This is a genomic window from Paenibacillus faecis, assembly GCF_008084145.1.
Classification (GTDB): domain Bacteria; phylum Bacillota; class Bacilli; order Paenibacillales; family Paenibacillaceae; genus Fontibacillus; species Fontibacillus faecis.
The window spans coordinates 964,480-987,770 of sequence record NZ_VSDO01000003.1; the positions used below are offsets into that span (position 1 = coordinate 964,480).

18 protein-coding genes are annotated in these 23,291 nt (G+C 55.9%); 13 read left to right on the forward strand and 5 right to left on the reverse strand.

Features of this window, described 5'->3' with window-relative positions:
* Nucleotides 1-100 precede the first annotated feature (100 nt).
* Both FRY98_RS17760 and FRY98_RS17765 read right to left on the reverse strand, forming a co-directional pair.
* A complete protein-coding gene (locus FRY98_RS17760) occupies nt 101-931 on the reverse strand; it encodes a hypothetical protein (protein WP_148454353.1) in 831 nt (276 codons plus the stop codon).
* Nucleotides 932-1,196: 265 nt separating this feature from the next.
* A complete protein-coding gene (locus FRY98_RS17765; protein ID WP_148454355.1) occupies nt 1,197-3,200 on the reverse strand; it encodes a M1 family metallopeptidase in 2,004 nt (667 codons plus the stop codon).
* 164 nt (nt 3,201-3,364) lie between these two features.
* On the opposite strand from FRY98_RS17765, the gene FRY98_RS17770 reads away from it, so the two are divergent.
* Nucleotides 3,365-3,886, forward strand: a complete 522-nt coding sequence (locus FRY98_RS17770; RefSeq protein ID WP_148454357.1) for a YwhD family protein — start codon at nt 3,365-3,367, stop codon at nt 3,884-3,886.
* Nucleotides 3,887-3,966: 80 nt separating this feature from the next.
* Here FRY98_RS17770 and FRY98_RS17775 read toward each other — a convergent pair whose 3' ends face one another.
* Entirely contained in the window at nt 3,967-5,133 is a 1,167-nt protein-coding gene (locus FRY98_RS17775; RefSeq protein ID WP_148454359.1) for a copper amine oxidase N-terminal domain-containing protein, read from the reverse strand.
* A gap of 219 nt (nt 5,134-5,352) precedes the next feature.
* On the opposite strand from FRY98_RS17775, the gene FRY98_RS17780 reads away from it, so the two are divergent.
* From FRY98_RS17780 to FRY98_RS17825, 10 genes are all read left to right on the forward strand, one after another.
* Complete coding sequence (locus FRY98_RS17780; protein WP_148454361.1) at nt 5,353-8,118, forward strand: PAS domain S-box protein; 2,766 nt, start codon at nt 5,353-5,355, stop codon at nt 8,116-8,118.
* Nucleotides 8,119-8,135: 17 nt separating this feature from the next.
* Entirely contained in the window at nt 8,136-8,807 is a 672-nt protein-coding gene (locus tag FRY98_RS17785; RefSeq protein WP_148454363.1) for a response regulator transcription factor, read from the forward strand.
* A gap of 216 nt (nt 8,808-9,023) precedes the next feature.
* On the forward strand, nt 9,024-9,476 hold the full coding sequence (locus FRY98_RS17790; RefSeq protein WP_148454365.1) for a chemotaxis protein CheX: 453 nt from the start codon (nt 9,024-9,026) through the stop codon (nt 9,474-9,476).
* Between the two features lie 13 nt (nt 9,477-9,489).
* Nucleotides 9,490-9,852: a response regulator gene (locus tag FRY98_RS17795; RefSeq protein WP_373317769.1), complete on the forward strand. Its 363-nt coding sequence runs from the start codon at nt 9,490-9,492 to the stop codon at nt 9,850-9,852.
* Nucleotides 9,853-9,996: 144 nt separating this feature from the next.
* The gene (locus tag FRY98_RS17800) at nt 9,997-11,592 is read left to right on the forward strand and encodes a methyl-accepting chemotaxis protein (protein ID WP_148454369.1); all 1,596 of its coding nucleotides are present in this window, start codon (nt 9,997-9,999) and stop codon (nt 11,590-11,592) included.
* A gap of 16 nt (nt 11,593-11,608) precedes the next feature.
* The gene (locus FRY98_RS17805) at nt 11,609-13,594 is read left to right on the forward strand and encodes a methyl-accepting chemotaxis protein (protein ID WP_170287116.1); all 1,986 of its coding nucleotides are present in this window, start codon (nt 11,609-11,611) and stop codon (nt 13,592-13,594) included.
* 21 nt (nt 13,595-13,615) lie between these two features.
* Nucleotides 13,616-14,044 (forward strand): chemotaxis protein CheW, encoded by a 429-nt coding sequence (locus FRY98_RS17810; protein WP_148454371.1) that lies wholly within the window; start codon nt 13,616-13,618, stop codon nt 14,042-14,044.
* Nucleotides 14,045-14,058: 14 nt separating this feature from the next.
* Nucleotides 14,059-16,212 (forward strand): chemotaxis protein CheA, encoded by a 2,154-nt coding sequence (locus FRY98_RS17815; RefSeq protein ID WP_148454373.1) that lies wholly within the window; start codon nt 14,059-14,061, stop codon nt 16,210-16,212.
* Between the two features lie 5 nt (nt 16,213-16,217).
* Nucleotides 16,218-17,018: a CheR family methyltransferase gene (locus FRY98_RS17820; RefSeq protein WP_148454375.1), complete on the forward strand. Its 801-nt coding sequence runs from the start codon at nt 16,218-16,220 to the stop codon at nt 17,016-17,018.
* Between the two features lie 30 nt (nt 17,019-17,048).
* Nucleotides 17,049-18,113 (forward strand): protein-glutamate methylesterase/protein-glutamine glutaminase, encoded by a 1,065-nt coding sequence (locus FRY98_RS17825; protein ID WP_148454377.1) that lies wholly within the window; start codon nt 17,049-17,051, stop codon nt 18,111-18,113.
* Nucleotides 18,114-18,134: 21 nt separating this feature from the next.
* Here FRY98_RS17825 and FRY98_RS17830 read toward each other — a convergent pair whose 3' ends face one another.
* Complete coding sequence (locus tag FRY98_RS17830; RefSeq protein WP_148454379.1) at nt 18,135-18,854, reverse strand: DNA-3-methyladenine glycosylase; 720 nt, start codon at nt 18,852-18,854, stop codon at nt 18,135-18,137.
* Between the two features lie 374 nt (nt 18,855-19,228).
* Nucleotides 19,229-21,295, reverse strand: coding sequence for a transglycosylase domain-containing protein (locus tag FRY98_RS17835; RefSeq protein WP_249043441.1), 2,067 nt, complete (start codon nt 21,293-21,295; stop codon nt 19,229-19,231).
* 253 nt (nt 21,296-21,548) lie between these two features.
* Here FRY98_RS17835 and speE point away from each other — a divergent pair, with 253 nt between their 5' ends.
* Together speE and speB are read left to right on the forward strand one after the other, a co-directional pair.
* A complete protein-coding gene (gene speE / locus FRY98_RS17840; RefSeq protein ID WP_148454383.1) occupies nt 21,549-22,376 on the forward strand; it encodes a polyamine aminopropyltransferase in 828 nt (275 codons plus the stop codon).
* A 15-nt stretch (nt 22,377-22,391) separates the two neighbouring features.
* On the forward strand, nt 22,392-23,261 hold the full coding sequence (gene speB, locus FRY98_RS17845) for an agmatinase (RefSeq protein ID WP_148454385.1): 870 nt from the start codon (nt 22,392-22,394) through the stop codon (nt 23,259-23,261).
* Nucleotides 23,262-23,291: the final 30 nt, after the last annotated feature.

Consider the following 23,291-nt stretch of genomic DNA (forward strand, 5'->3'; position numbering starts at 1 on the left):
ATGGCTATTTAGCAAGATTTAGAGGCGAAAACACAGGGAAAAGCCCCCGCATTAACGCGGAGGCCTTGTGGCGCAAGGGCTGCACAAAAGTGAAAAAAATTTAACCTTTATGTAACTTGGTTTGCCAGAGCTCATATTGAGAGGATACCGACCAAATTTGCAATAGACTGCGAATAAAAGGATAGGTTTGCTGCAAAATCATAGCGGTCAACCCGGTCCAGATCCAAGAGAAGGCCCCGCAGATGAGAAATAGGGCGGCTCCGGCCGTGCCGAGAATCAGGGATATGGCGATGCCGGGCAGCAGGTGTCGAAGGCTGATTAGTAGAGAGTTCCATATCCCCTCCTTGAACAGGAAGCCGAGTTGGGAGAACAGCAGGACTTGGCGAATGACCCAGCCGTAGACGGCCCATCCCGTCAGCAGCCCGACCATCGCAAGCAGAGGCCCCATTCGCCCGCTTTCGGGGACAAGCCAAGGCAAGAGGGTCGCCAATTGGGGGACCACCCATAGCCCGGGCAGGGCGAGCAGAATCAACTCTAACAGGAAAAAGAGGGTGACTGGCTTCCAGAATTCCTTCATCCCGCGGAAGAGGGGAAGCCCGGACCTTTGCTCCTCCGGAGGTCTCAGCCCGTAAAGAATACCGGCCTGGAACAGCGGCGTCATCAGCAGACGTAAGACAATCAGGCCTAGCAGCATCCACAAATGCTGGTGGATGGCCGGGTTCCGTCCAAGCTCGATTTGCCCCTCGATCATGTAGAGAACCCGGCTCATTTCATTCGGCGGGGGATCGGGATACCGCGACAGCAGAGCGATAACGGCCGAGTGAATCAGCCGATAGAAGAACAATCCCCAAAGCAGTTGGTACAGAAACAGGATGATTACAGAGGGAAATTGGCTTCGAACAAGCCCCCATCCATTCCGTACGTAGGTCATTATTTTCCCTCCTAAAAGTTTTGTGAGCGTTACATCTGGAGATAGCATCGTACAAAACATACTTCGTAAGCATAGGCTTAGTTTTGTGAGCGTAACATCACGGATAGCATCGTACAAAACATACTTCGTAAGCATAGGCTTAGTTTTGTGAGCGTAACATCACGGATAGCTGCGTACAGAACTTACTTCGTAAGCATAGGCCTAGTTTCGTGAGCGTAACATCACGGATAGCTGCGTACAAAAAGCATAGGCTCGGTTTTGCGGCTTACCAGACGAGGGCCCCCAGCATCGCTTCCAGCAGCTTTACGACCCCAAGCGTAGCCCGGGTTCCGGTAGGTTCGGCGACCTCCGCTCTCATGTAGTTGTTGATATGTTTGTTCTCAAGAACGAGCGAATAATCGGGATCGATCTGCACCCAGTCCAGAGGTGCCTTGTACCGCAGCGTCATCTGAACGGTTTCACCTTCGCCGTTCCAGACTTTGCGGACCGTGTGCCCGTCCTTGAAGCTGAAGAGGAGCGGAACCTTAGGGGCGCTTCCGCCCCGGCGGCTTAGCGTAACCTTCGATTCATACAGGGCCGCCCCGTTCTTGCCGGCAATGGATTGGACCGCTATGCGATCCACCGAAAAATCGGCCATTTTGCCATCGTATACATACTGGTTAAAATAAGCCTTCCAGCTTCGGCCGGTCACCTGCTCGACAATGCGTTGGAAATCGGAGGTGGTCGGGTGTTTAAACCGGAATTTTTGGCTGTAATTGTAAAGGATTCGCTTCATGGCTTTGGCTCCAACCTGGCGCTCGATATCCAGCAGAATCAATTGTCCCCGGGAATATACATTTTTGGCGTAAATATCGCTGGAGCCAAACTTCCAGGAGACTTGCGCCAAGGGGGCCGGGTTGGAGACAAGCGCGGCCTGCAGCGGCAGATTCGGCGCAATCCCGAATTCCTGCTCCATCAATTTGTCCTCCGCATAGGAGGCGAAGGCTTCGTCCAACCAGGCCTCTTCAAATTCGTTATTGGCCACCATTCCGTAAAAAAACTGGTGGGCCACTTCATGAATCACGGTGCGTTCCAGCTCATCGTAACCCGGGGATTCGCTGTTCGCCCCAAAGGCCGTGACCAGCGTCGGGTATTCCATGCCGCCGGCCCCGTTGCCCTGTGCGGGCGGAACGACGACGGACAGCGTAGAGTAAGGGTAGCGCCCGTACCACTTGCTGAAATTCGAGAGGGCCACTTTGGCCGCGTAGAAATACCGATCTTTCAGATCCTGGTGAGCCGGATCGAGATACAGCTTGATCCGGACTCCCGGCACCTCCGCCGAGGAAAACGGCTCTTCGGCGTAAACGAAGTGGGGAGAAGCCGACCAGGCAAAATCGTGGACATCGTCGGCATAGAATTGAACCGTCTTCCGGCCGTCCTTGCGAACCGCCGGCTTGGTCTGGAATCCGGTCGCGGCCACCGTATACGTTTCGGGCACATTGATGCTTACGCTATATATGCCGAAATCGGAGTAAAATTCCGAGTTGCCGTGGTATTGGTGAAGGTTCCAGCCCTCCGTTTGACGGCCGCGCGTCCCGGCGGGTTCATATACGCTGACTTTGGGAAACCATTGGCCCGCCATGACAAAATCGCCGGCGGTGCCCATACGGGCAAACACCTTTGGCAGATTCACTTTAAATTGAATTTTTAAAGTAAGGTCTTCGCCTCCGCGTACCGTCACGGGCAGACGGATTTTCGCCAAGGTCCGGTCATGCGTATTTCCATCGTCCGGCTGAACGTATTGAAGCCGGTGTAGCAGGGAAATACCGTCCGTGGTGCGGATCTCCGTCAACTCCATGCCGCCCCATCCGTCTTTGGGCATGAGGTCTCCGCGCAGCTTCCCGCCGGATTCCTTCATAAAAGTGGATTCGCCGGAGGCGAAAGCATTGGGATACAGATGCAGATAAAGCTCGTTCACGGATTTTTTGCCGGGATGTGTCCAGGTTAGCGTTTCGGTGCCGATGAGCGTTTGGTTCTTTTCGTCGAGATGCACCTGGATGTGATATTCCGTAATCCGGTCGCTGAGCACCTCCGCCGTCGGATGTTGTATGCTTTCGGTCAGAGGGAGCGCGGGGGCGGGCCCGGTTTTGGCCGAGTCCAGGGGCTTGGCCTTTTTGGACGCAAAGGAAGAAAGGTGCGAAGGCTCCGGGCTCAGCGTGTACCGGATGGTACCGGCGATGAGGCACAGGGCGAGAAAGGAAATGCCGATGAATAAACTACGTCGGGTCATACAATGGATACCTCCCGTTGACAAGCATCTACAGCATGTATATGTTTGCATTTGGGAGATTATTAGCTAAAATTAAATAAATGAATGAAACCCGCGCAAATGGCGGCTTCCCGCCGCTTGGCATAAACATCGGCGTTAAGAAAAGGACGACTCGGGAGGGAATTATGGATAATAAATCGGAATCGCAGAAAACAGGCAAAAAGATATTTGCGTTGAACATTATCAGCAATGAGGAGAAGAGCAAGCATAAGGGCTTTGGCGCGGGCTCGATCGATTTGAACAGCATGTCTCCGGTGATCATCGACGGCAATGAGGCTTATATCGATATCGGGGCGATGCACGCCAAGAGCAAAGTGGAGAAAGGAATCAAATTCTCCACCAACCGCGAAGATGTGCCGGCCGGCCGCCAGGTTTGGATCGTGTGGGTCGCTGTGGACCGTTCGCCGGAGGGCCAATTCTACGGCGGGCTTACGGCCTGTGAAATGTGGATCGATTCCGAAGCGCGCCGCGGGTGGAAGATTCTCGCCGATCATGTAAACAAGATGGATTACGCGTTGAAACGCCGCATTATTCTGGACGGCCTTTCGGCGGAGCAAAAGAACGCCTTGAAACAGCTGTTGATCGATACGAATCAAGAGTGGTGGGAACGCTCGCCCGACGAGCTGAAGGCGGCGTTGGAAGCCTAATAACAAAGGAGGTTGGCCCCGAGTCATGGGTATGACGGGGGCCAACCTCCTTTTTTGGTTTGCGGGATACTCATCACCGCTTAGGATTTGCCGAGTTCATATGTTTTGGTTTCGGGCGGCGTGCCGGAGCCGGGCAGAGCCCACTGGAAGTTCAGCCGGTTTCCGTCCCGGCCGGTGTAAATCAGCCCGTCGCCGGAGTTCCAGTCGCCGCCTTCGATTTTCTTGCTGCTGGCTTGATCCAGGAGCTTCCGGTGAAGCGGCGTGGCCTTACCGGTCGCGCGATCCACGATAAGCAGAGCGCCGGTGGAGAAGGGGCGGATCAGCAAAAAGTCGGGCTCGACGGCTTCCAGGCCGTATTCGTCGTCCGGGCCGCCGCTTTTTTCCAGGTCGATCGTTTCGGCGACCTTGCCGTCCGGCGTGACAAGCTGCGCGGTTTGGCCTTCGTTGAGCACGATTTTTCCGTCATGGGAGAGATCGGCGTTTTTTATACGGACTTGGGAGAGGCCTCCCCCGTAAGACAGGCTGGACTGGGCGACAATCGCGCCGCTGTGGATGACCGCGCGGTGAAGGCTGCTGAAAATATGCGGTTCCCCATAAGCGTTATCGACATCGACAATATAGGTGGTGTCATCGACTTGACGCGCGCTCAAGTTCAATTCATCGGGGATTTCGATATGGACGGTACCGAGCCGGGAGGGAAGCTGCCCGGTCGTCCCGCCATAAAGGACGCCCTGCTGCCGATTTAACCAGAACAGCATACCGCCGGTCTGAGTTAGCCGATATTTCGAAGAATAGGTGTAGCTGATTTTCTTCGGTCCCGCGGCGTTTACCGGAATGCCGAACAGCTTGGAAAACAGGGAGGCGGGCACGTAAGTCACTCCATATCTAACTTGAACGGGGGCGCCCAGGGAAACGGGAACCGCGTTCTTTCCGACGGCTTGGGCGCTTCCGGGTTGAAGCTTGGCATATTGGCTGACCCCGGTAAGCTCCAGAGCCTTGGTCTGTGCGTTAAACGTCAGGTGCAGGTCGAACAGCTCGGCGACGTCCCGCAGCGGAACATACAGCTGGCCGGATTGCTTAAATACGGGGTGCTTAAGGGAATAGACGACTTTTTGATTCGCCGAAACCGCCGCCGCAGCGGCGGCCTTTTGCGGGGCGGTCAGACCGGGCAAGGCTCCTGCGGTTCCGAGGGAAAGAACCAGACACGCCAAGGCGGTCTTGGATAGAGCAGTTCTCTTTTTTTTCATGAAGGAACCTCCTTTTCTACCTACTTTATGTAAAACGCAAAAGAGCCCGGTAAAGTTGTTGTTCTGCGCCCCGGTTTGCCCATAATTTCCTATAGTTATAATTCCTCGCCAGTCTTAGCAAAACCGAGGCAAAAACCGATATAAAAATTATAAATAATCACGAAAAGTTAGTAGACCCGCCGCTAGACAGCGGACATCGACGAAAAAGGAGAGAGCGGGTTGAACAGTTTAAGTTGGGGAATCGTCGTAACGGTCGGCATCATTTTTCTCATCGGCTCGTTCGGATTGGCGCAGAGGTACCGCAAGCGGCTGAGAGAGCTTTCGTCCAAGCTCGATCAAGCGGAGCGGAGGGCCCGCCTAATGGAAGATATGCTGAATAACATAAATTTGGGGACGTGGTCTTACGACAGCATGACGGACAGCGTCTCCTTTATTTCCAGAGCCTTTATTGGAATTACGGGTTATGTTCCCGAGGACTTTACGAGCAGATCGGCTTGGGAGCAAATTGTTTATCCGGAAGACACGGATCGCCTCCATACGATGGCTTACCGGGTAAGCCGGGGGGAAACCGTCGTCGATTCCTACCGTATCGTCCATGGCAACGGCGAGATCCGGTGGATGGAGTTCCGGATGATTCCTACCATGAATGAATTTGGGCAAATGGTCCGGCTCGACGGCATTCTCACCGATATTACGGACAAGAAAAAGATCGAGAAGGAATTGCTGGAGTTTGAACATCGCTTCTCCCGGCTGACCGAACTCTCTCCCCATCCGCTGCTGGTGCAGAAGGACGGGCGATTGACTTACGTCAACCCGGCGGGACTGCGGATGCTCGGTGTGGAGAAGCTGGATGATATCGTGGGGGAGGAGATCTATTGTATTCTGCCTCCCGAAGAGTGGGAGAAGGCTCGGCAGCGTATTCGGGTCATTGTGGAAGAGGAGTACGGGGAAGCCATCGAATACCAAGTGCTGTCACGGGACGGTCAACTGATCCAGACGGAGGTCACCGGGGTGTACGATGCCTCTTCGGGTTCTACCGTTCACGTATTTTACGATATTTCCGAGCGCAAAAAGGTGGAGACCGCATTGAAAGAGAGCATGGAACGGTACCGCAGGCTGGTTGAGCTGTCCCCTGTCGCTATCGCTTTGTGCCACGACGGTCTGATCATTTATGTAAACCCCGAAGGTTTGCGGATTCTGGGGGCCTCCAAACTGTCCGATGTCGTCGGAACGACGCCTTGGGATTGGGTCAGCGAGGAAAATCGGGATTGGGCCGAAGCGCTGATGCGGGACTTGGTCCGGAACGGTTCGCTTCCGCCGGAAGAGATGACCCTCGTGCGGACGGACGTGGAGAAGTTGGAGGCTTTGGTCGTCGGCATTTATGACCCGGCCCATGCCTCCGTCGAGATTGTTTTTGAAGACATTACATCGCGAAAGATGGCGGAGAGAGCGTTATTGGCCAGCGAGGAACTCAACCGTCACCTGGTCGAGTTGTCCCCGCTTTCCATTATTCTGCACCATAATTACAAGATCGCCTATATCAATCCGGCGGGGACGGCCTTATATGGCGCCAAGATGCCGGAGGAGATGCTGGGCCTGACGTTGATGGAGCTCCTCGGGCCGGAGGACGTCGAAGAGGTCATGACCTGCATATCCGGGCAGTTGGAAGGCCAGGGCAACACGCCGCTGATCCAACACCGGATGATCCGCAAGGACGGCGGTGTCCTGGAGGTGGAGTCGGTCACGACCGGCCTCCCTCATTTGGGACGGGGGACCGCGATGACGATGGTTTGGGATGTGACGACGCGAAAAAAGGCCGAAGAAGAACGGCAAACGGCCGAACAGAAAATCCGGGAGAGCGAGGACCGGTATTTCCGGCTGCAAATGAGCCTGGACCAGTTCTCGTCCGATCTGTTCGGTGTGGTGAAAGTGGAGGAGTTAAACGGCCGGTTGGTAAGGGAGGCCCGGCAGGTATTGGATACGTGCCGAATCAGTCTGATGAAGATCGGTGCGGATGGCGCAGTGGTGGTCACCCACGGGGGCAAGGAGGTTCCCGACGGCGTGCTGCAGAGCATTCGGGAGCGGGGGCCGGACCGGCTGCCGTTATGCCAACTGATCGATACCTTGGACGGGCATTATGTCAAAATCGGGGAAATGAACGGAGAGAGCCGGATTCTGTGCGTGGGGGAAAGCTCGGCGCTGCTCTTAATTCAGGCGCAGCGAGTTTGGCTGGAGACACTCTCCCGGTACGTGAACGTTTTGTACGATAACTTCCGGGTGATTGAAGACTTAAGAAGGAATGTGGATCAACTGGCCTCCGGACAAATGATGCCGCAATGGCTGCTGCGCTTTATGTTTCATCTGTCCGAAAATGAACGGAAGCGGCTCTCGCAGGATCTTCACGATGCGGCCCTGCAAGAGCAGATCATTTGGTATCGCCGGCTGAACCAGTTATCGGCCAATGCCGATCTTCCGGCCCGGTATCGGGAACAGCTGGAGGAAATCGAGCAAGGGCTTCTGGATGTCGTATACCAGATTCGCATTACCTGCAACGAGCTTCGTCCTCCGCTGCTACATGAGGAAGGGTTGGAGCGGTCGTTGGAAGCCCTGTTTGAATTTACCCAGATGCGTACCGATTACGCCATCCAGTTTGACTACTCGGATCTCGGCTACGTCATCCATGACGATGTCATTATCGGGTTGTACCGAACCGTACAGGAGATGTTGTCCAATGCAGCCAAGCATTCCGGGGCTTCCCGCGTCGTCATTAAATTGTTTTCCGAGGATGACCGGATAAACCTGCACTATGAGGACAACGGGATCGGCATGGATGTGGACAAGACGGCTAACACCTTTAACAGCATGGGGATATACGGAATGAAGGAGCGGATTCGCAGTATGGAAGGATGTATTGCATTCGCTTCTCCGGCGGAGGGCGGATTGTTTATCCGAATCTCGGTTCCGGTCCGATCGACAACAGGATAATCAAGGAGGAAGCGGAAATGATCAGAATTTTACTGGTGGACGACCATCCCGCCGTGATGGCGGGGACGAAGGTCTTGCTGGAGCAGGAAGGGGACATGGCGGTTGACCTGGCGGAAACGGCGGAGAAAGCGATGGAATTGGTCAGGCGGCAGGAGTATGAGCTGATGCTGATTGATCTGCACATGCCGCACCTCAACGGGATTGACCTGGCCAAACAAATGCTGGCTATCGCTCCGGACACGGCGGTTCTGATCTATACCGGTTTTGAATTTACCCATCACTTCAATTTAATGGTGGAGACCGGTATTTCCGGCTTCGTTCTCAAGACCTCGAATAAAGAGCAGCTGGTAACTTCGGTACGTTGCGCTCTGCGCGGGGAGGCCGTGCTGCCGTTGACGCTGGTGAAACAGCTGAGGAGAATCTCCGTGCAAGAAGCGGAAGCGACCGGGGGCGGATCGGGGATCGGGGTTATCTCGAACAAGGAATACGATATTTTAAAACAGATTGCCCGAGGCAAGAGCAACAAAGAAATCGCCGAGAATATGCTGGTGAGCCAACGGTCGTTGGAATATACGCTGACCAGTCTTTTTCAGAAATTGGGGGTGAAATCCCGAATCGAAGCGGCTATGAAAGCTAAAAACCTGGGTCTGCTATCCGACTCCGATTTTTCTGTACCCCCAAGATCATAACGCCTGGTTGAATAGTTCTAAAGTCCTGTAAAAAGTCCCTATGGGGCTTTTTTTTTTTCGACATAATTCCGCATTTATATACATAATTCTCTATAATTCCGCAATTTTTTTGCGGACCCCCGCAATAATTTTTCGGTTACCGTGGGTCGGGGCGCGTGTATCATGAAAATCAAACATAACTTAGGACATTCCTCACAGAAAGAAGGTAAAAATATAGTGCAAAAGTATGACGGGGCGACGGAGCTGCTTAACAGCGCCATAGAATCGATGCAGCATGTATTCTCTTGTCCAATCCAAGTGGGTGCGCCTCTTTTGTTCAGCCAAACCTTGATTCAGAGCGATGTCGGCGTTTTGGTCGGTATTGTGGGAGACTTGGAAGGCCGGTTGATTATCGAAGGGGAGAGCCGGATTTTTACGCATTTAAGCCAAAGTATGTTCGGCATGCCGCTGGAAGGAGAGATGCTCCACAGCTTCGTTGGGGAAATGGCCAATATGATTGCCGGCAACACGTCCACTCTGCTCGCCAACCGCGGAAAGCGCATCGATATCACGCCGCCGACCATCATGGTGGGGCAAATGCAAATGTACGGCTTTAACCGGGGAATTAAAATCGCGGTGGAGCTTGAGGCTGTCGGACCGGTGAACACCATATTATTGCTTCAAGGCTAAGGGGGAAATTTTGATGAAAAAGATATTGGTTGTAGATGACGCCGCATTTATGCGTTTGATGTTAAAGGGAATATTGAGCAAAAACGGATACGAGATTGTCGGCGAAGCCGAGAACGGGCAGGAAGCGGTGGAGAAATATCGCAGCTTGTCACCCGATTTGGTGACGATGGATATCACGATGCCGATCATGGAAGGCGTGGAGGCTGTCAGACAAATCAAGAAGTTGGACCCCAACGCAAAGATCATCATGTGTTCGGCAATGGGGCAGCAAACAATGGTGGTAGAGTCCCTCCAGGCGGGGGCCAAGGATTTTATTGTGAAACCGTTTCAGGAAGAACGGGTGCTGGAATCCATTCGCAAGACCCTGGGAGCTTAACAAGAGGCAAAGGCGGGTATCACAGTGAATTTTATTCGTTCTCATCATAACGAACACTTGTCGGGGGAAGATCTCGAGAAGATCTTGGAGCACTTGGAAGCGGAATTGGAGCAGATCAAAGACGAGGATAGCGAGGGATAAGACATGGGATGGTACCGTAACTTGAAGGTTGCAGCAAAGCTAAATCTGGGGTTCTTGTTTATGTCTGTCATGCTGGTGTTTGTGGGGTACTTTGGTTTGAACAGTTTGAATAAGATGAGCGACAGCCTTTCGGATATGTATGACAATAATTTGGTTACTGTAAGAGACGTGTCCGACGCCTATGGGATGTACCAGCGTTTGCGCGTAAACATCCGCGATATGTGGTTGTTATCGGAGACGCAAGCCGATCGGGAGGAATACAGCCAGAAGATCGACAGCTTCATGAGCGAGGTCGACCAAAGCGTCGCCCAGTACAGAGGGACCGTGTTGACCCCCAAAGAGTTGGAGATGCTGGATGCATTCGTGCCGGTCTGGGAGTCTTATAAGAAGCTGGTCGACCAGTCAAGGGAACTTATCAACGCGCAAAAAACCGAAGAATTCCTTGCATTTTTGAAGGGGGATCTGGAAACGACCGGGGATGAAGTGATGGCCGGCCTGCAGGATCTGGTGAAAATAAATGTCCAACTGGCCGAGGAACGTAATGTGGAAGGCAAGCAGTTATATGAGACTTCCAGGAACATCACGATCTTGGTTCTGGTGGCTTCCATTATCCTGAGCATCTCTTTCGGCCTTGTGCTGTCCCGAAGCATTTCCGGACCGCTGCGCCGGGTCGTGGATCTTGTTGAGCGGGTATCCGAGGGAGACCTTCGGGACACGATCGACATCTCGAGCAAGGACGAAGTCGGACAGCTTGCCGCCGCCATGAACAACATGATCGGCGGGCTGCGTACGATCGTCGGCGGTGTGGTCTCTTCCGCGGGAGGCGTTTCGGCAGCGGCTCAGCAAATCTCGGCCAGCACCGAGGAAATTGCCGGAGGAAGCACCAGCCAAGCGCACGCGGCACAAACGATCAACGAGCTGTTCAAAGAATTGTCGGCAGCCACCCACTCTGTGGCCCGGATTGCGGAACAGGCGTCGGACATTTCCGCCGATACGATGGACATCGCCGAGCAGGGCGGTAAAGTGGTCCGCTCTTCGGTGGATGGGATGAATGTCGTGAATGAACAAGTAGCCAAGCTGGAGGAAGATTCGAATCGGATCGGTGAAATTATCGAAGTGATCGACGATATTGCGGAACAAACGAATTTGCTTGCCCTGAACGCGGCGATTGAAGCGGCTCGTGCGGGTGACCAGGGCCGCGGCTTTGCGGTCGTGGCGGATGAGGTCCGCAAACTCGCGGAACGGAGCGGAGAGGCCACCAAACAAATCACAACCATCATTAAAGGGATGCAGGAAAATACGCGTCACAGCGTCAAGGCGACCCGGGACGGCGTGGCGTACTCCAAACAAACCGGCGAGGCCTTCGAATTGATCATCAACAAAATCAACGAGTCGGCGGGTAAAGTGACGGAAATTGCCGCGGCGAGCCAACAGCAGGCCGCCCAAACCACCGAGGTTATGGCTGCCGTCGAGAGTATTTCGGCCGCTACCGAGGAAGCCGCGGCGAGCTGCGAGGAGACCGCTTCCGCGGCGCAGTCTTTGTCGGGGCTGGCGGAAGAACTGAATCATACCATTTCGGTGTTCAAGTTGAATTCATAATGAGGCGGTGTCTAACGTGAAATTAAAGCAAGCGGCATTCTCCATGAAACTAAGAGCCCGTATGTTGCTGACCATCCTCGGGGCTATTGTTCTCCTGCTCGGTTTCCTAGTGACCTTTGTCAGTATCAGTACTCGGAACGAGGCGATCGACTCAGCCATGGAACTCTCCAAAGTATCCGGGGAGAAGATTGGAGTAGAAGTACAGAAGGAGTTTGACAACACGATCGTTTCCGCCCGGAACCTGGCCGACGCGTTCCAGAGTATGAAGCGGACGAATACGGTCAGCCGGGAAACGGTCAATGCGATGCTTAAAAATATGCTGGATAACAACCCCTCTTATATCGGGGCCTGGACGGTTTGGGAACCGAACGCGTTCGACGGCAAGGATGAAGCCTACCGCAACAAACCCGGATCGGACGAGACCGGAAGATTGCTGTCCTACTATCAAAGAACCGGAAGCGGCTCCAGGCTGACGGCAAGTGAGAATTATGAGGTTCAGGGGGCGGGGGATTACTACCTGCTATCCCGAAACAGCGGCAAGGAAGTCATCCTGGACCCCTACAGCTTTACCATTGAAGGGAAGGAGGTCATGATGACGTCCATCACCGTGCCGGTAAAAGAAGACGGCAAGGTCGTCGGGGTCGTGGGGGTGGATCTGGAGCTGGAATATCTGCAAACGATGATGAGCCAGTTTAAGTTGTACGATACCGGTTTTGCCCACCTCTATTCCCATGAGGGAACCATCGTGACGAATCCCGACCGGGAAGCCGTCGGGAAGAAATTGAGCGAAGCTTTCCCTACGGCGGATGTACAGGACATTATGACCTCGATTCAAGGCGGCGCCAGCTATTCGTCAAACTGGGAAGGGTCCTATCTCCTGTACACGCCGATCTCGATCGGACAGACCGAAACGCCGTGGTCGGTGGCTACGGTCATTCCCATGAAGGAAATTACGGCGGACTCGGATCGGCTGCTGACCACGATTATTCTCGTCGGAGTCATCACCACCCTCTTGCTTGGCGCGGTTATCGTCTGGCTGACCGGCAGTATCGTTAAACCGCTCAACCGGACCGTGGAGGTCGGGGAATACATGGCCCGCGGCGATTTCACGAAAGAGCTGCCGGAAAGGCTGCTGCGCCGAGGCGATGAAATCGGCGTATTGGGCAGGGTATTCCAAGAAATTACCCGGAGCATGGGCTCCATGCTGGGACAGGTGAGTCAAAACGCCGCCCAGGTCGCCGCCGCTTCCCAGCAAATCTCGGCAAGCGCGGAGGAGCTGGCCTCGGGCAGCGGAGACCAGGCGTATTCGGTGCAGACGATCAATGAGCTGTTCAAAGAGCTGTCGGGCGCGATCAATGCCGTAGCCGCCAGCGCGGCGTCGGCGTCGGAATTGACCAACAAAACGGCAGGTATAGCCGCGAAAGGCGGGACGGTCGTACAGCGTTCGATCGAAGAGATGGGGACGGTCAGCCGCCAGGTCCTCCGCTTGGAAGAGGACTCCAGCCGGATCGGTGAAATTATCGAGGTCATCGACGATATCGCCGAGCAGACCAACCTGCTTGCGCTGAACGCCGCGATTGAAGCGGCCCGGGCTGGAGAGCAGGGACGCGGGTTTGCCGTCGTCGCCGACGAGGTCCGGAAATTGGCCGAACGCAGCGGGGAGGCGACGAAACAGATTGCAGGCATCATCAAGGGCATGCAGCACAATACGGCGGAAACCGTGAGAGCGGTGGAAGCCGGGGTGGTCTCCACCGGCAAATCCGGGGAAGCGTTCGATCATATCGCTGCGATGATCAGCGAATCCGCCAGCCGGGTGATGGAAATCGCCGCCGCGAGCGAGGAGCAGGCGGCCCAGGCGACCGATGTGGTGTCCGCCATCGAGAATATCTCGGCCGCGACGGAAGAAACGGCGGCAAGCAGCGAGGAAACGGCGACGACGGCGGGCGCGCTGGCCGAACTGGCCGAGGAATTGAACCGCATGGCTGCGGCGTTCAAAATCTGATCATGCGGAGGTAGAGAAATCATGCAGGCGAGCGGTCAGGAGCAGTACGTTGAATTCGGAATCGAGCAGGAGCAGTACGCGATCCGGATCGAAGACATTCACGAAATCATTAAAATACAGGATATTACCGCAATTCCCAACGTCAAGGACTACGTGAAAGGCGTGATCAATCTGCGGGGGCGGATCGTCCCCGTCATCAGCCTTCGCTGCTTCTTCGGCAGCGAAGAGGTTCCCTTCACGAAGAGCAGCAGAATCGTCGTTATTCACCATCAGGAGGAGGCGGTCGGGATTATCGTCGACCGCGTTAACAAGGTCACCACATTTTCGGACATTCAGCCTCCTCCGGAACGGGTCGGAGGCGTGCAGGGGAGCTTTTTCACAGGAATCGGGCTTGCGGAGAGCAGACTGGTCGGCATTTTACGGCTGGACGAAGTTCTTCTGCATGAATAAGGGGGCCAACCGGGGTGCTGTCTGAATATAGAGAGGTTTTCCTGGAGGAGCTGGAGGAACAGCTTCAACTGATGGACGAGGAGATTTTAAAACTGGAGCAGGAAGAGGACTGCTCGCAGGTCGTGCAGAGCCTGTTTCGGGCCGCTCATACCTTGAAAGGCTCCTCCGCCGCCATGGGCTATGATGTCATGAAGAATTTGACGCATGAAATGGAGCAGCTGCTGGATCTGGTTCGCAGCGGCAAGCGGGGGGTGACCGGCAAACTGATTGACCGGTTGTTCTATGCCCTGGACCATCTCAAGCTGCTGAAGCTGGATATCGTCGATGGCGGCGGAGGAACGGGGATCGATATTTCCGTTTGTGTCCGGCAGCTGCGGAGTTATGCCAGCGGAGAAGAGACGGACGGCGAAACTGCGGCCATTGTGAACGGCGAAGCCGAAACGGAGACAAAGGCGGGGACAGGAGCAGAGACAGGCGAATTCGGCGGAATGGAGGGCTTTAAGGCTCAAGAGCCGGATTTCGCCAAGCCTCCACTACCGTTGAATGTTCGCTTGAAGGCCGGCGAATGCCTGGATCAGGGGCTGAACGTGCACTGGATTTTCGTGCGAATCGCGGAGTCCTGCGCCATCAAAGGCGCCCGGGCTTTTGTCATCCAGTCCGGCCTGGCGGAGTGGGGGGAAGTGCTGTTTGCCAGCCCCGAAATGGAGGAGCTCCCGGAGCAAAACGGCGAAACGGCGGATATCGCTTTCCTTCACGCCGGTTCGGGGCGAAGTCCGGGAGACCTGCAAACGCTGGTATCCGACATGATGGATGTCGCCGAGGCGAGAGTCGAGGCGGTTTCGTCCGAGGAGTTCGAGCTGGTGCAGCCGCAGCTGTCCGCGGCCCTTCCTCTGGAGCCGGCGATGTCGGCCATACAACCCGTGCGGAACGAGGAGCGCGGAGCGGGAACGTCCGCCAAGGGCAAAACCCAAACCATCCGGGTAAGCGTTGAGCGCCTGGAGCATTTGATGAACCTGGTCGGCGAACTGGTGATCGACCAGACCCGCATTCATGAGGTCGAGCGGGTCCAGCGCAGACGCTTCAACGATCCCTCGGTTGAGGAGCTGGGGCATATCTCCGATCATCTTTCGCGAATTATCGGGGATTTGCAGGAAAGCGTGATGAAGACCCGCATGCTGCCGATCGAGCAGTTGTTCAATCGTTTCCCCCGTATGATCCGCGACTTGTCGCGCGATCTGGGGAAAGAGATCGAGCTAGTCATCGAGGGGAAAGACACCGAACTGGACCGGACGCTTATCGAGGAGATTGCCGATCCCCTGATTCACTTGATCCGCAACGCCTTGGATCACGGGATCGAGAAACCGGAAATTCGCCAGTCCAAAGGGAAACCGGCCAAGGGTACCCTTACGATCCGGGCTGCCCATGAGGATAACCAGGTCGTCATTTATGTGATAGACGACGGGGCCGGAATCGATGCGCTGAAGATGCGGAACTCGGCGATCGGCAAAGGGGTGATCACCGAGGAGGAGGCCGCCTACTTATCGGAGCGCGAGTCCGTCGAATTGATTTTCCGTCCGGGGTTTTCGACCGCCGCGGTCGTCAGTGACGTATCCGGCCGGGGCGTCGGCATGGATATCGTCAAGAGCCATATCGAGAAGCTGAACGGCTTGATCGAAATCGACACCGCCGTCGGGCAGGGGACCTGCTTTAAAATCAAGCTGCCTTTAACGCTGGCGATTATTGAAGGACTGCTGGTGAAACTGACCGGGCAGACCTACATTATCCCGATGAGCAACATTGCGGAAATCGTCCGCGTGACGCCGGAGGACATCAAAACGGTACGGGGACAATCGGTCATTCTGCTGCGTAATCAGGTGATCCCGGTCGCCTGGATTCATGAATATTTCCGTTTGCCGAAACCGGAGGGGCACAAGCCATACATTTCTCTGGTGATCGTCGGGTCGGCGGAAAAAAGGCTGGCGATGGTGGTGGACGAGTTGATCGGAAACCAGGAAATTGTGATCAAATCGCTCGGTTCCTACATCGGCAAGGTGCCGGGGATCGCGGGAGGAACGATTTTGGGAGACGGCAGCGTCGCACTGATCATGGAAATCGCCGGTCTGATCGGGAAAATCGGCGGAAAGGGCGCCGTATCACAAGGAGGATAATGGGGATGCATAGTACACTACAGCCGGATCAGGATTTCGAACGGTTTATTCAGCTGGTTAAAGGCAAGTCCGGGATCGATCTGGCTTTATATAAGGAAGCCCAGATGAAGCGGAGGTTGACCAGTCTCCGGGAGCGCCGGGGCTACAAGAGCTTTAGCGACTTTTTTCAGGCTTTCTCCGCCGATCCCGCCCTTTACGCCGAGTTTCTGGATCAGATGACCATCAATGTGTCCGAGTTTTACCGGAATCCGCAGCGATGGGAAGTGTTGGCGGACAAGGTCATCCCGGAGCTGCTCAGCCGCAGTCCGCGGCTGAAATGCTGGAGCGCCGCCTGTTCCACGGGAGAGGAGCCGTATTCCATCGCGATGGCCCTCTCCCAGTTTATGGACCTCCGGGAGGTTCAAGTTCTTGCCAGCGACTTGGACCAAAATGCGATTGAACGGGCCAAGATCGGCAATTATCAGGCGTCCGCGGTCAAAGACGTGCCGCAGGCGCATTTGAACCGATTTTTTACCAAGCAAGGGGAACGTTATTTGGTCTCGGACTCCTTGAAACGCTGTGTGCAGTACAAAAGGCACAATTTATTGGCGGATGCTTACGATACGGGATTCGACTTGATCGTTTGCCGGAATGTGCTCATTTATTTTACCGACGAAGCCAAGGAGACCGTCTTCTCCAAATTCAGCCAGGCTTTAAAGCCGGGGGGCTACTTGTTTATCGGGGGGACCGAACAGATTTTCCAACCGCTGCAGTATGATTTGGAGGCGACGGAGACCTTTTTCTACAGAAAACGTTTGGCCCGTTAACAGATCACATAACAAAGGAAGATACCAGTCATGGGAAAAATCAAGGTACTCGTCGTAGACGATTCGCTGTTTATGCGAAGAATGATCGTTCGGCTGGTCGAAGAAGATGCGGATATTGAAGTGATCGGCACCGCGCGGAACGGGGCGGAAGGCGTGAGAATGGTCAAGGAGCTCCGGCCCGATGTGGTGACGATGGATATCGAGATGCCCGAAATGAACGGCATTGAAGCGTTGGGGAAAATCATGGAGGAATTGCCGACGCGTGTCATTATGCTCAGTTCCCTGACCCGGGAAGGGGCCGAGGAAACGATTACCGCCTTGCAGAGCGGGGCGGTCGATTTTATTCCGAAGCCTTCGGGTACGGCGACCGCCGGGCTGGCCGGGGCGAAGGAAGAGATCGTCGGCAAAATCAAGGCGGCCGCGCGCACCCCGTTATCGGTGCTGATTGCGGCGCGCCGGGGCGTTACCCGGCAGACCGCCTGGGAGCCGAAGCGTGCCGCGACGGAAGGAACGAAAGAGTTCTCGCAAGTCGTGGCGATCGGCACTTCCACCGGCGGACCGAAAGCGCTTGAAACGGTACTGACCGGGCTGCCGGCGGATTTTTCGCATCCTGTGCTTGTCGTGCAGCATATGCCCGCGAAGTTCACGCTGTCTTTGGCGCAGCGGCTGAACAACTTGTGCCGGATCCGCGTCGTAGAGGCGGAGGACGGTCAGGTGGTGCAAGGAGGGACGGCCTACATCGCGCCCGGCGGCTATCATATGACCTTGGTCCGGAAGCAGCGGGAGGTCCGGATTGTCCTGAATCAGGAGCCGCCGCAAAACGGCCATCGTCCCGCCGTCGATGTGATGTTCGAGTCGGTGACCGCGTTGACCGGCCTGAAAAAACACTTTGTGCTTATGACCGGTATGGGCAGCGACGGTGCGAAAGCGATGGCGCAGGCGAAGCGTCAGGGCGCCGAATCGACGATTGCGGAGGCGCAGGAAACCTGCGTCGTCTTCGGAATGCCGCGGGCGGCGATCAACCTGGGGTGCGTCGACCATGTCGTTCCGTTGACGGTCATCGCCGCCAAAATCCGGCAATTGACCGGACATTAAACCAAGAGGGGCGTTCCCGGATCAATAGGGAACGCCCCTCTCTTTGTCGATGACCGAGACATACGGATTGTCTCGGTAATAGAACCGCCACGGCAGGTCGGCGTATTCCGCCGCGTAGGCGATGTTGATGCGCGGCGCCGCGATGACCGCGGGCGGGGGCGCGGCCTCGCCGCCGGGCGCCGCCGCCGGGGCGCGCCCGGGACCGGGCCAGCCCGCCTCCAGGCGGAGAGGGCTGTCGCTGCGGTGCAGCAGCGCGCCGTTCAGCGACTTGTCGATCTCCAGGGCCCGGCACAGTTTGCCGGGACCCCCCGACAAGTCCACGGGCCGGCGCGCGCGGGAGCCGCGGCGGGCACGCATGAGCGCCTCGTCGCCCGGCGTGAGCGGCTCCACCGCCCGGATCAGGACGGCCTGCGGATCGTCCGGCGGGCCGGTGACCACGTTCAGGCAGTGGTACATGCCGTAGATCAGGTAGATGTAAGCGGCCCCGCCCTCGCCGAACATAATCTCGGTGCGGGCGGTCCGGCGGCCGCCGTAGGCGTGGCTGCCCTTGTCCTCGATGCCGCCGTAGCTCTCCGTCTCGACGATCCGGCAGCGGATCGTCCCCTCCGCGGTCTCCCGGACAAGGACTTGTCCGAGGAGCCGGGGCGCCGCTTCCAGGGCGGAGACGGCATAAAAAGATAGCGGGAGCAGCTCTCCCGACTGAAAACTTGCCGAATCGGACTTGCCGGGTTGGCCCGTCATAGCAGCATCCACTCCCATCGGGTCTGATAACAGGAATTCATGAGATTCATGAGCTCCATGAGTTCATGAGTTACATGAGTCCATGTTACTCAATCCGCCTCTTTATGCGCAAGCATGTATGCTCCCCCTCACCGTTATACCATTAACGGGAAAAAGCGGAGCTAAATGCCGGGTCATTGTCCTAAACGGCTCAATTACCTGGAAAAACTCCCGCTAATTGCCCCCACATGGCGAAAATCTGCCGATCGGGTGCGATTTAGCGGGAGTTTTTCCATCTATTCATCAATCCGGTTCGACCTAGTTAAATTTAACGGGAGGAACTCCCGTTATTATCTACGCCGCCGGGCGACACCGGCCTTTGGCCGCCTTTTACGCTACTCCATCCACCAGCGCTTCAGGTCGCTCCACCAGGAGCGGCTTTCCTCCTTCTTCTGCACCGGAAGCGGCTTGGCGGGTTCCTCCCCGCCGCCGTGCTCGCTGCAGAATTCGGCGGGTTCCGTGCCCCGGACGAACACCTCGAGCTTTTTGGACGGGCAATCGGGGGTGGCCAGCTTGCCGGTGGCGGCATCGATATAGACGCTGACCACATCGTCCGGCATCGGAAAAATCTTCGGCGGCACCTTCTCCAGCGCTTTCTCCGTAAACTTGGCGAAGATGGGCGCCGCTTTGCGCGACTCGGCCGTGCCGAGCGTCTTGCCCTTGTCGTAGCCGACCCAGACGGCCGTCGACAGCTCCGGCGTGAAGCCGACCAGCCAGGCATCCGTGCTGGTCGTGCCGGTTTTCCCGGCGACCGGCCTTTTAATTTCGGCCGATACCCGGTTGCCGGTGCCTCCGGTCTCGAACACGCTCTCCATTAACCGGGTCAGCACATAGGCGGCCGCCGGCTCCACGATTTTTTCCGCTTTCGGGGCGGAAGCTTCATATAAGACATGCCCCTCGGAATCGGTAATTTTCTGCACGGCGAACGGCTTGACGCTGCGCCCCTGGTTGCTGATAACCGCAAAGGAGGTCGCCATCTCGAACGGACTGACCGGCGAGGTGCCGAGCGCCAGGGAGGGCACGGCTTGGAGCGGGCTCGTAATGCCCATTTTCCGCCCAAGTTCGATGACCTGCTCGGCCCCGATCGTCAGGATCGTGTTGACGGCGTAAATGTTGTCCGAGGCCGCGATCGCCTGGCGCATGTCGATGTCGCCCAGGTATTTGTCGCCGAAATTTCTCGGGCTGTAAGTTTTGCGGTTGTCATCGTAATGGAACAACGTTGGCTCGCTGCTGAACTTGCTCGCGCTAGTCAGCTTGCCGGAGGCCAGCGCCGATAAATACATGATCGGCTTGAAGCTCGAACCCGGCTGCCGGGTCGTGGCAAACGCGTGGTTATATTGGCTTTCCGTATAGTTACGGCCGCCTACGAGCGCCTTGATCTCCCCGGTCCGCGGGTCGATGGAGACAAGCGCCCCCTCGAGTTCCGGCGAGCCGGCGAGTTCGGAAGCGACCGCGGTTTCCGCCGCCTGCTGCGCGGTCATATCGAGGGTGGAGTAGATGCGCAGTCCGCCATGCTCCAGCAGGCTTTCGTCGATGCCGAGTTCGCCGACGACCACGCTCCGGACATAGTCCCGGAAATAGGGGGCTTGGCTCGTCATCGCCCGCTCCTCGCGCGTGCGGAAGGTCAGAAGCTCGGCATAGGCTTTGTCGGCTTCCCGCTGCGTAATGGCCCCCGTTTCAACCATGACGGAAAGAACGGTTTTCTGCCGGTCCTTTGCATTTTTCATATGATTAAAGGGCGAATAATAGGTCGGTCCTTTGGGAACTCCCGCCAGCAGGGCGCTCTCCGCCAGGGTGAGCTCTTTGGCGGGCTTGCCGAAATACAGCTGCGAAGCCGCCTCGATCCCGTAAGCTCCGTGCCCGTAGTAAATTTCGTTCAAATACATCCTTAATATATCGTCTTTGCTGTATTTCATCTCCAACTGCGTCGTATACATCGCTTCCCGCAATTTCCGGGACCAGGTTCGCTCGTGGGATAAATACAGATTCCGGGCAAGCTGCTGGGTCAAGGTGCTGGCCCCCTGCAGCTTGCCCATCCCTTTCAGGTTGACGAAGGCCGCACGAGCCATGCCCTTGAGGTCGAAGCCGAAATGGTCATAGAACTGCCTGTCCTCGGTCGCCAGCGTCGCTTGGACCAGCCAGGGGGAAATCTCCGACAGAGCGACGCTTTTCCGGTTTCGCTGCCCGTCCGAAAACACGGCGATTTCCTTGCCCTGCGCGTCCAGCAGTACGGAGTTTTTGTCCGAGTTCGCGAGGGGCAGATCCGCTTGGAACAAATAGAGGAGCAGGGCCCCGGCGGCGCAAAGGCCGATGAGACCGAGCGCTCCCAGCCACTTCAGCCACAGCCCCAGGCCGCGGCGTTTCGGTTTTTTTTTGCCGCCGCTTCGGATAAGTCTTTGCAAGGGCGGGCGCCTCCTTCCAAACTTCAGGTATACTTCCATCTCGATCTTTGTTCTTTTACGATCAGTATGGGAAAGTTTGGGGCGGCCCATTCATTTTAAAATGGTTGCATTTTCGGCCTGTTTTAATATAATACAATTTGTTTGGTACAATATAGGAAGTGGAAACTTTGCAAGAAGTGAAACTGGAACCCCGCATTCGGTCTGGGTTGATATGACGGCTAAACACTATTCTGGCGGAAAGAAGGGTTGTACGATGGAATTGTGGTTTACGGAGAAACAAACGCCCGTCTTTGGCATCACGGCAAAAATTCGGGAAACATTGGTAACGGAGAAGACGGATTTTCAGGACCTGGCGATGATTGATACCGAGGAGTTCGGGCGGATGCTCGTGCTGGACGGCATGGTCATGACGACCATCAAGGACGAGTTTGTTTATCATGAGATGGTGGCCCATCCGGCCCTGTTCACCCATCCGAATCCGAAGCATGTGCTCGTGGTCGGCGGCGGTGACGGCGGCGTGATCCGTGAGGTTATTAAGCATCCCGGCGTCGAAAAGGCGGTTCTGGTTGAAATCGACGGAAAAGTAATCGAATATTCGAAAAAATATTTGCCGGAAATCGCCGGCGAACTGGATAACCCCCGGGTTGAGGTTCAGGTGAACGACGGCTACATGCATATCATTGAAAGCAAAAACAAATACGACGTCATCATGGTGGACTCCACGGAGCCTGTAGGTCCGGCGGCCCCGCTCTTTGAACGCGGCTTCTATCAAGGCATCTACGAGGCGCTGAAGGAGGACGGCATTTTCGTGGCGCAAACGGACAACCCTTGGTTCAAGGCGGACTTGATCCAAAAGGTGAACAAAGACGTGAAGGAAATTTTCCCGATCGTTCGCGTTTACGGCGCTAACATTCCTACTTACCCAAGCGGTCTGTGGACCTTCACGATGGGCAGCAAAACCTATGATCCGCTCGAAGTCGACGAGACGAAAATTCCGGAGCTGGATACGAAATACTACTCGCCACGCCTGCATAAAGCGGCCTTTGTGCTGCCGAAGTTCGTGGAAGATCTCGTAAAGTAGGGGGCGAACGATAGGATGAAACTGGATCAAGCCTATTCCGGCAACGTATTTATTTGCAGTTCGGAGGACTATGCGTCCTCCAAGGCGGTCATTTATGGGATGCCCATGGACTTTACGGTCAGCTTCCGCCCCGGCTCCCGTTTCGGTCCCGCCCGAATCCGCCAGGCTTCGGTCGGGCTGGAAGAGTACAGCCCTTACCTGGACAAAAGTATCCTGGACGCGAAGTATTTCGACGCCGGGGACCTGCTGCTGCCTTTCGGCAATGCGGGCCGCAGCCTGGACGTGATCGGCGAATATATCCGCGGTTTGCTCGCGGACGATAAGTTCCCGATCGGTCTCGGCGGGGAGCATCTGGTGTCCTGGCCGGTCATTCAGGCGATGTACGAGAAATATCCCGACCTGGCCCTGATTCATATCGATGCTCACGCCGATTTGCGCGAACAGTACGAAGGCGAGCCGTTGTCCCACTCGACACCGGTCCGTAAAGCCGCCGAGCTTATGGGCGGGAAGAACATTTATCAATTCGGCATCCGCTCCGGGTCCAAAGAGGAGTTCCTGTACGGACGCGAAAATATTAATTTCTATCCGTTCGAGGTCGCTGCTCCGTTGAAGAGCGCGCTGCCCAAGATGGGACAACGACCGGTTTACGTGACGATCGATATCGACGTGCTCGATCCGTCCTGCGCTCCGGGAACCGGTACGGCCGAAGCCGGCGGCATCACCTCCAAGGAGCTGCTGGAAGCCGTTCATCTGATTGCCGGGTCCGACGTAAACGTCGTCGGCTGCGATCTGGTCGAAGTGGCCCCGATCTATGACCCGACGGAGCAGACGCAAATCGTCGCGGCGAAGCTGATTCGCGAGATGCTGCTGGGCTTTGTGAAATAATTTGACAATAACCATATATGAAACTGAAGC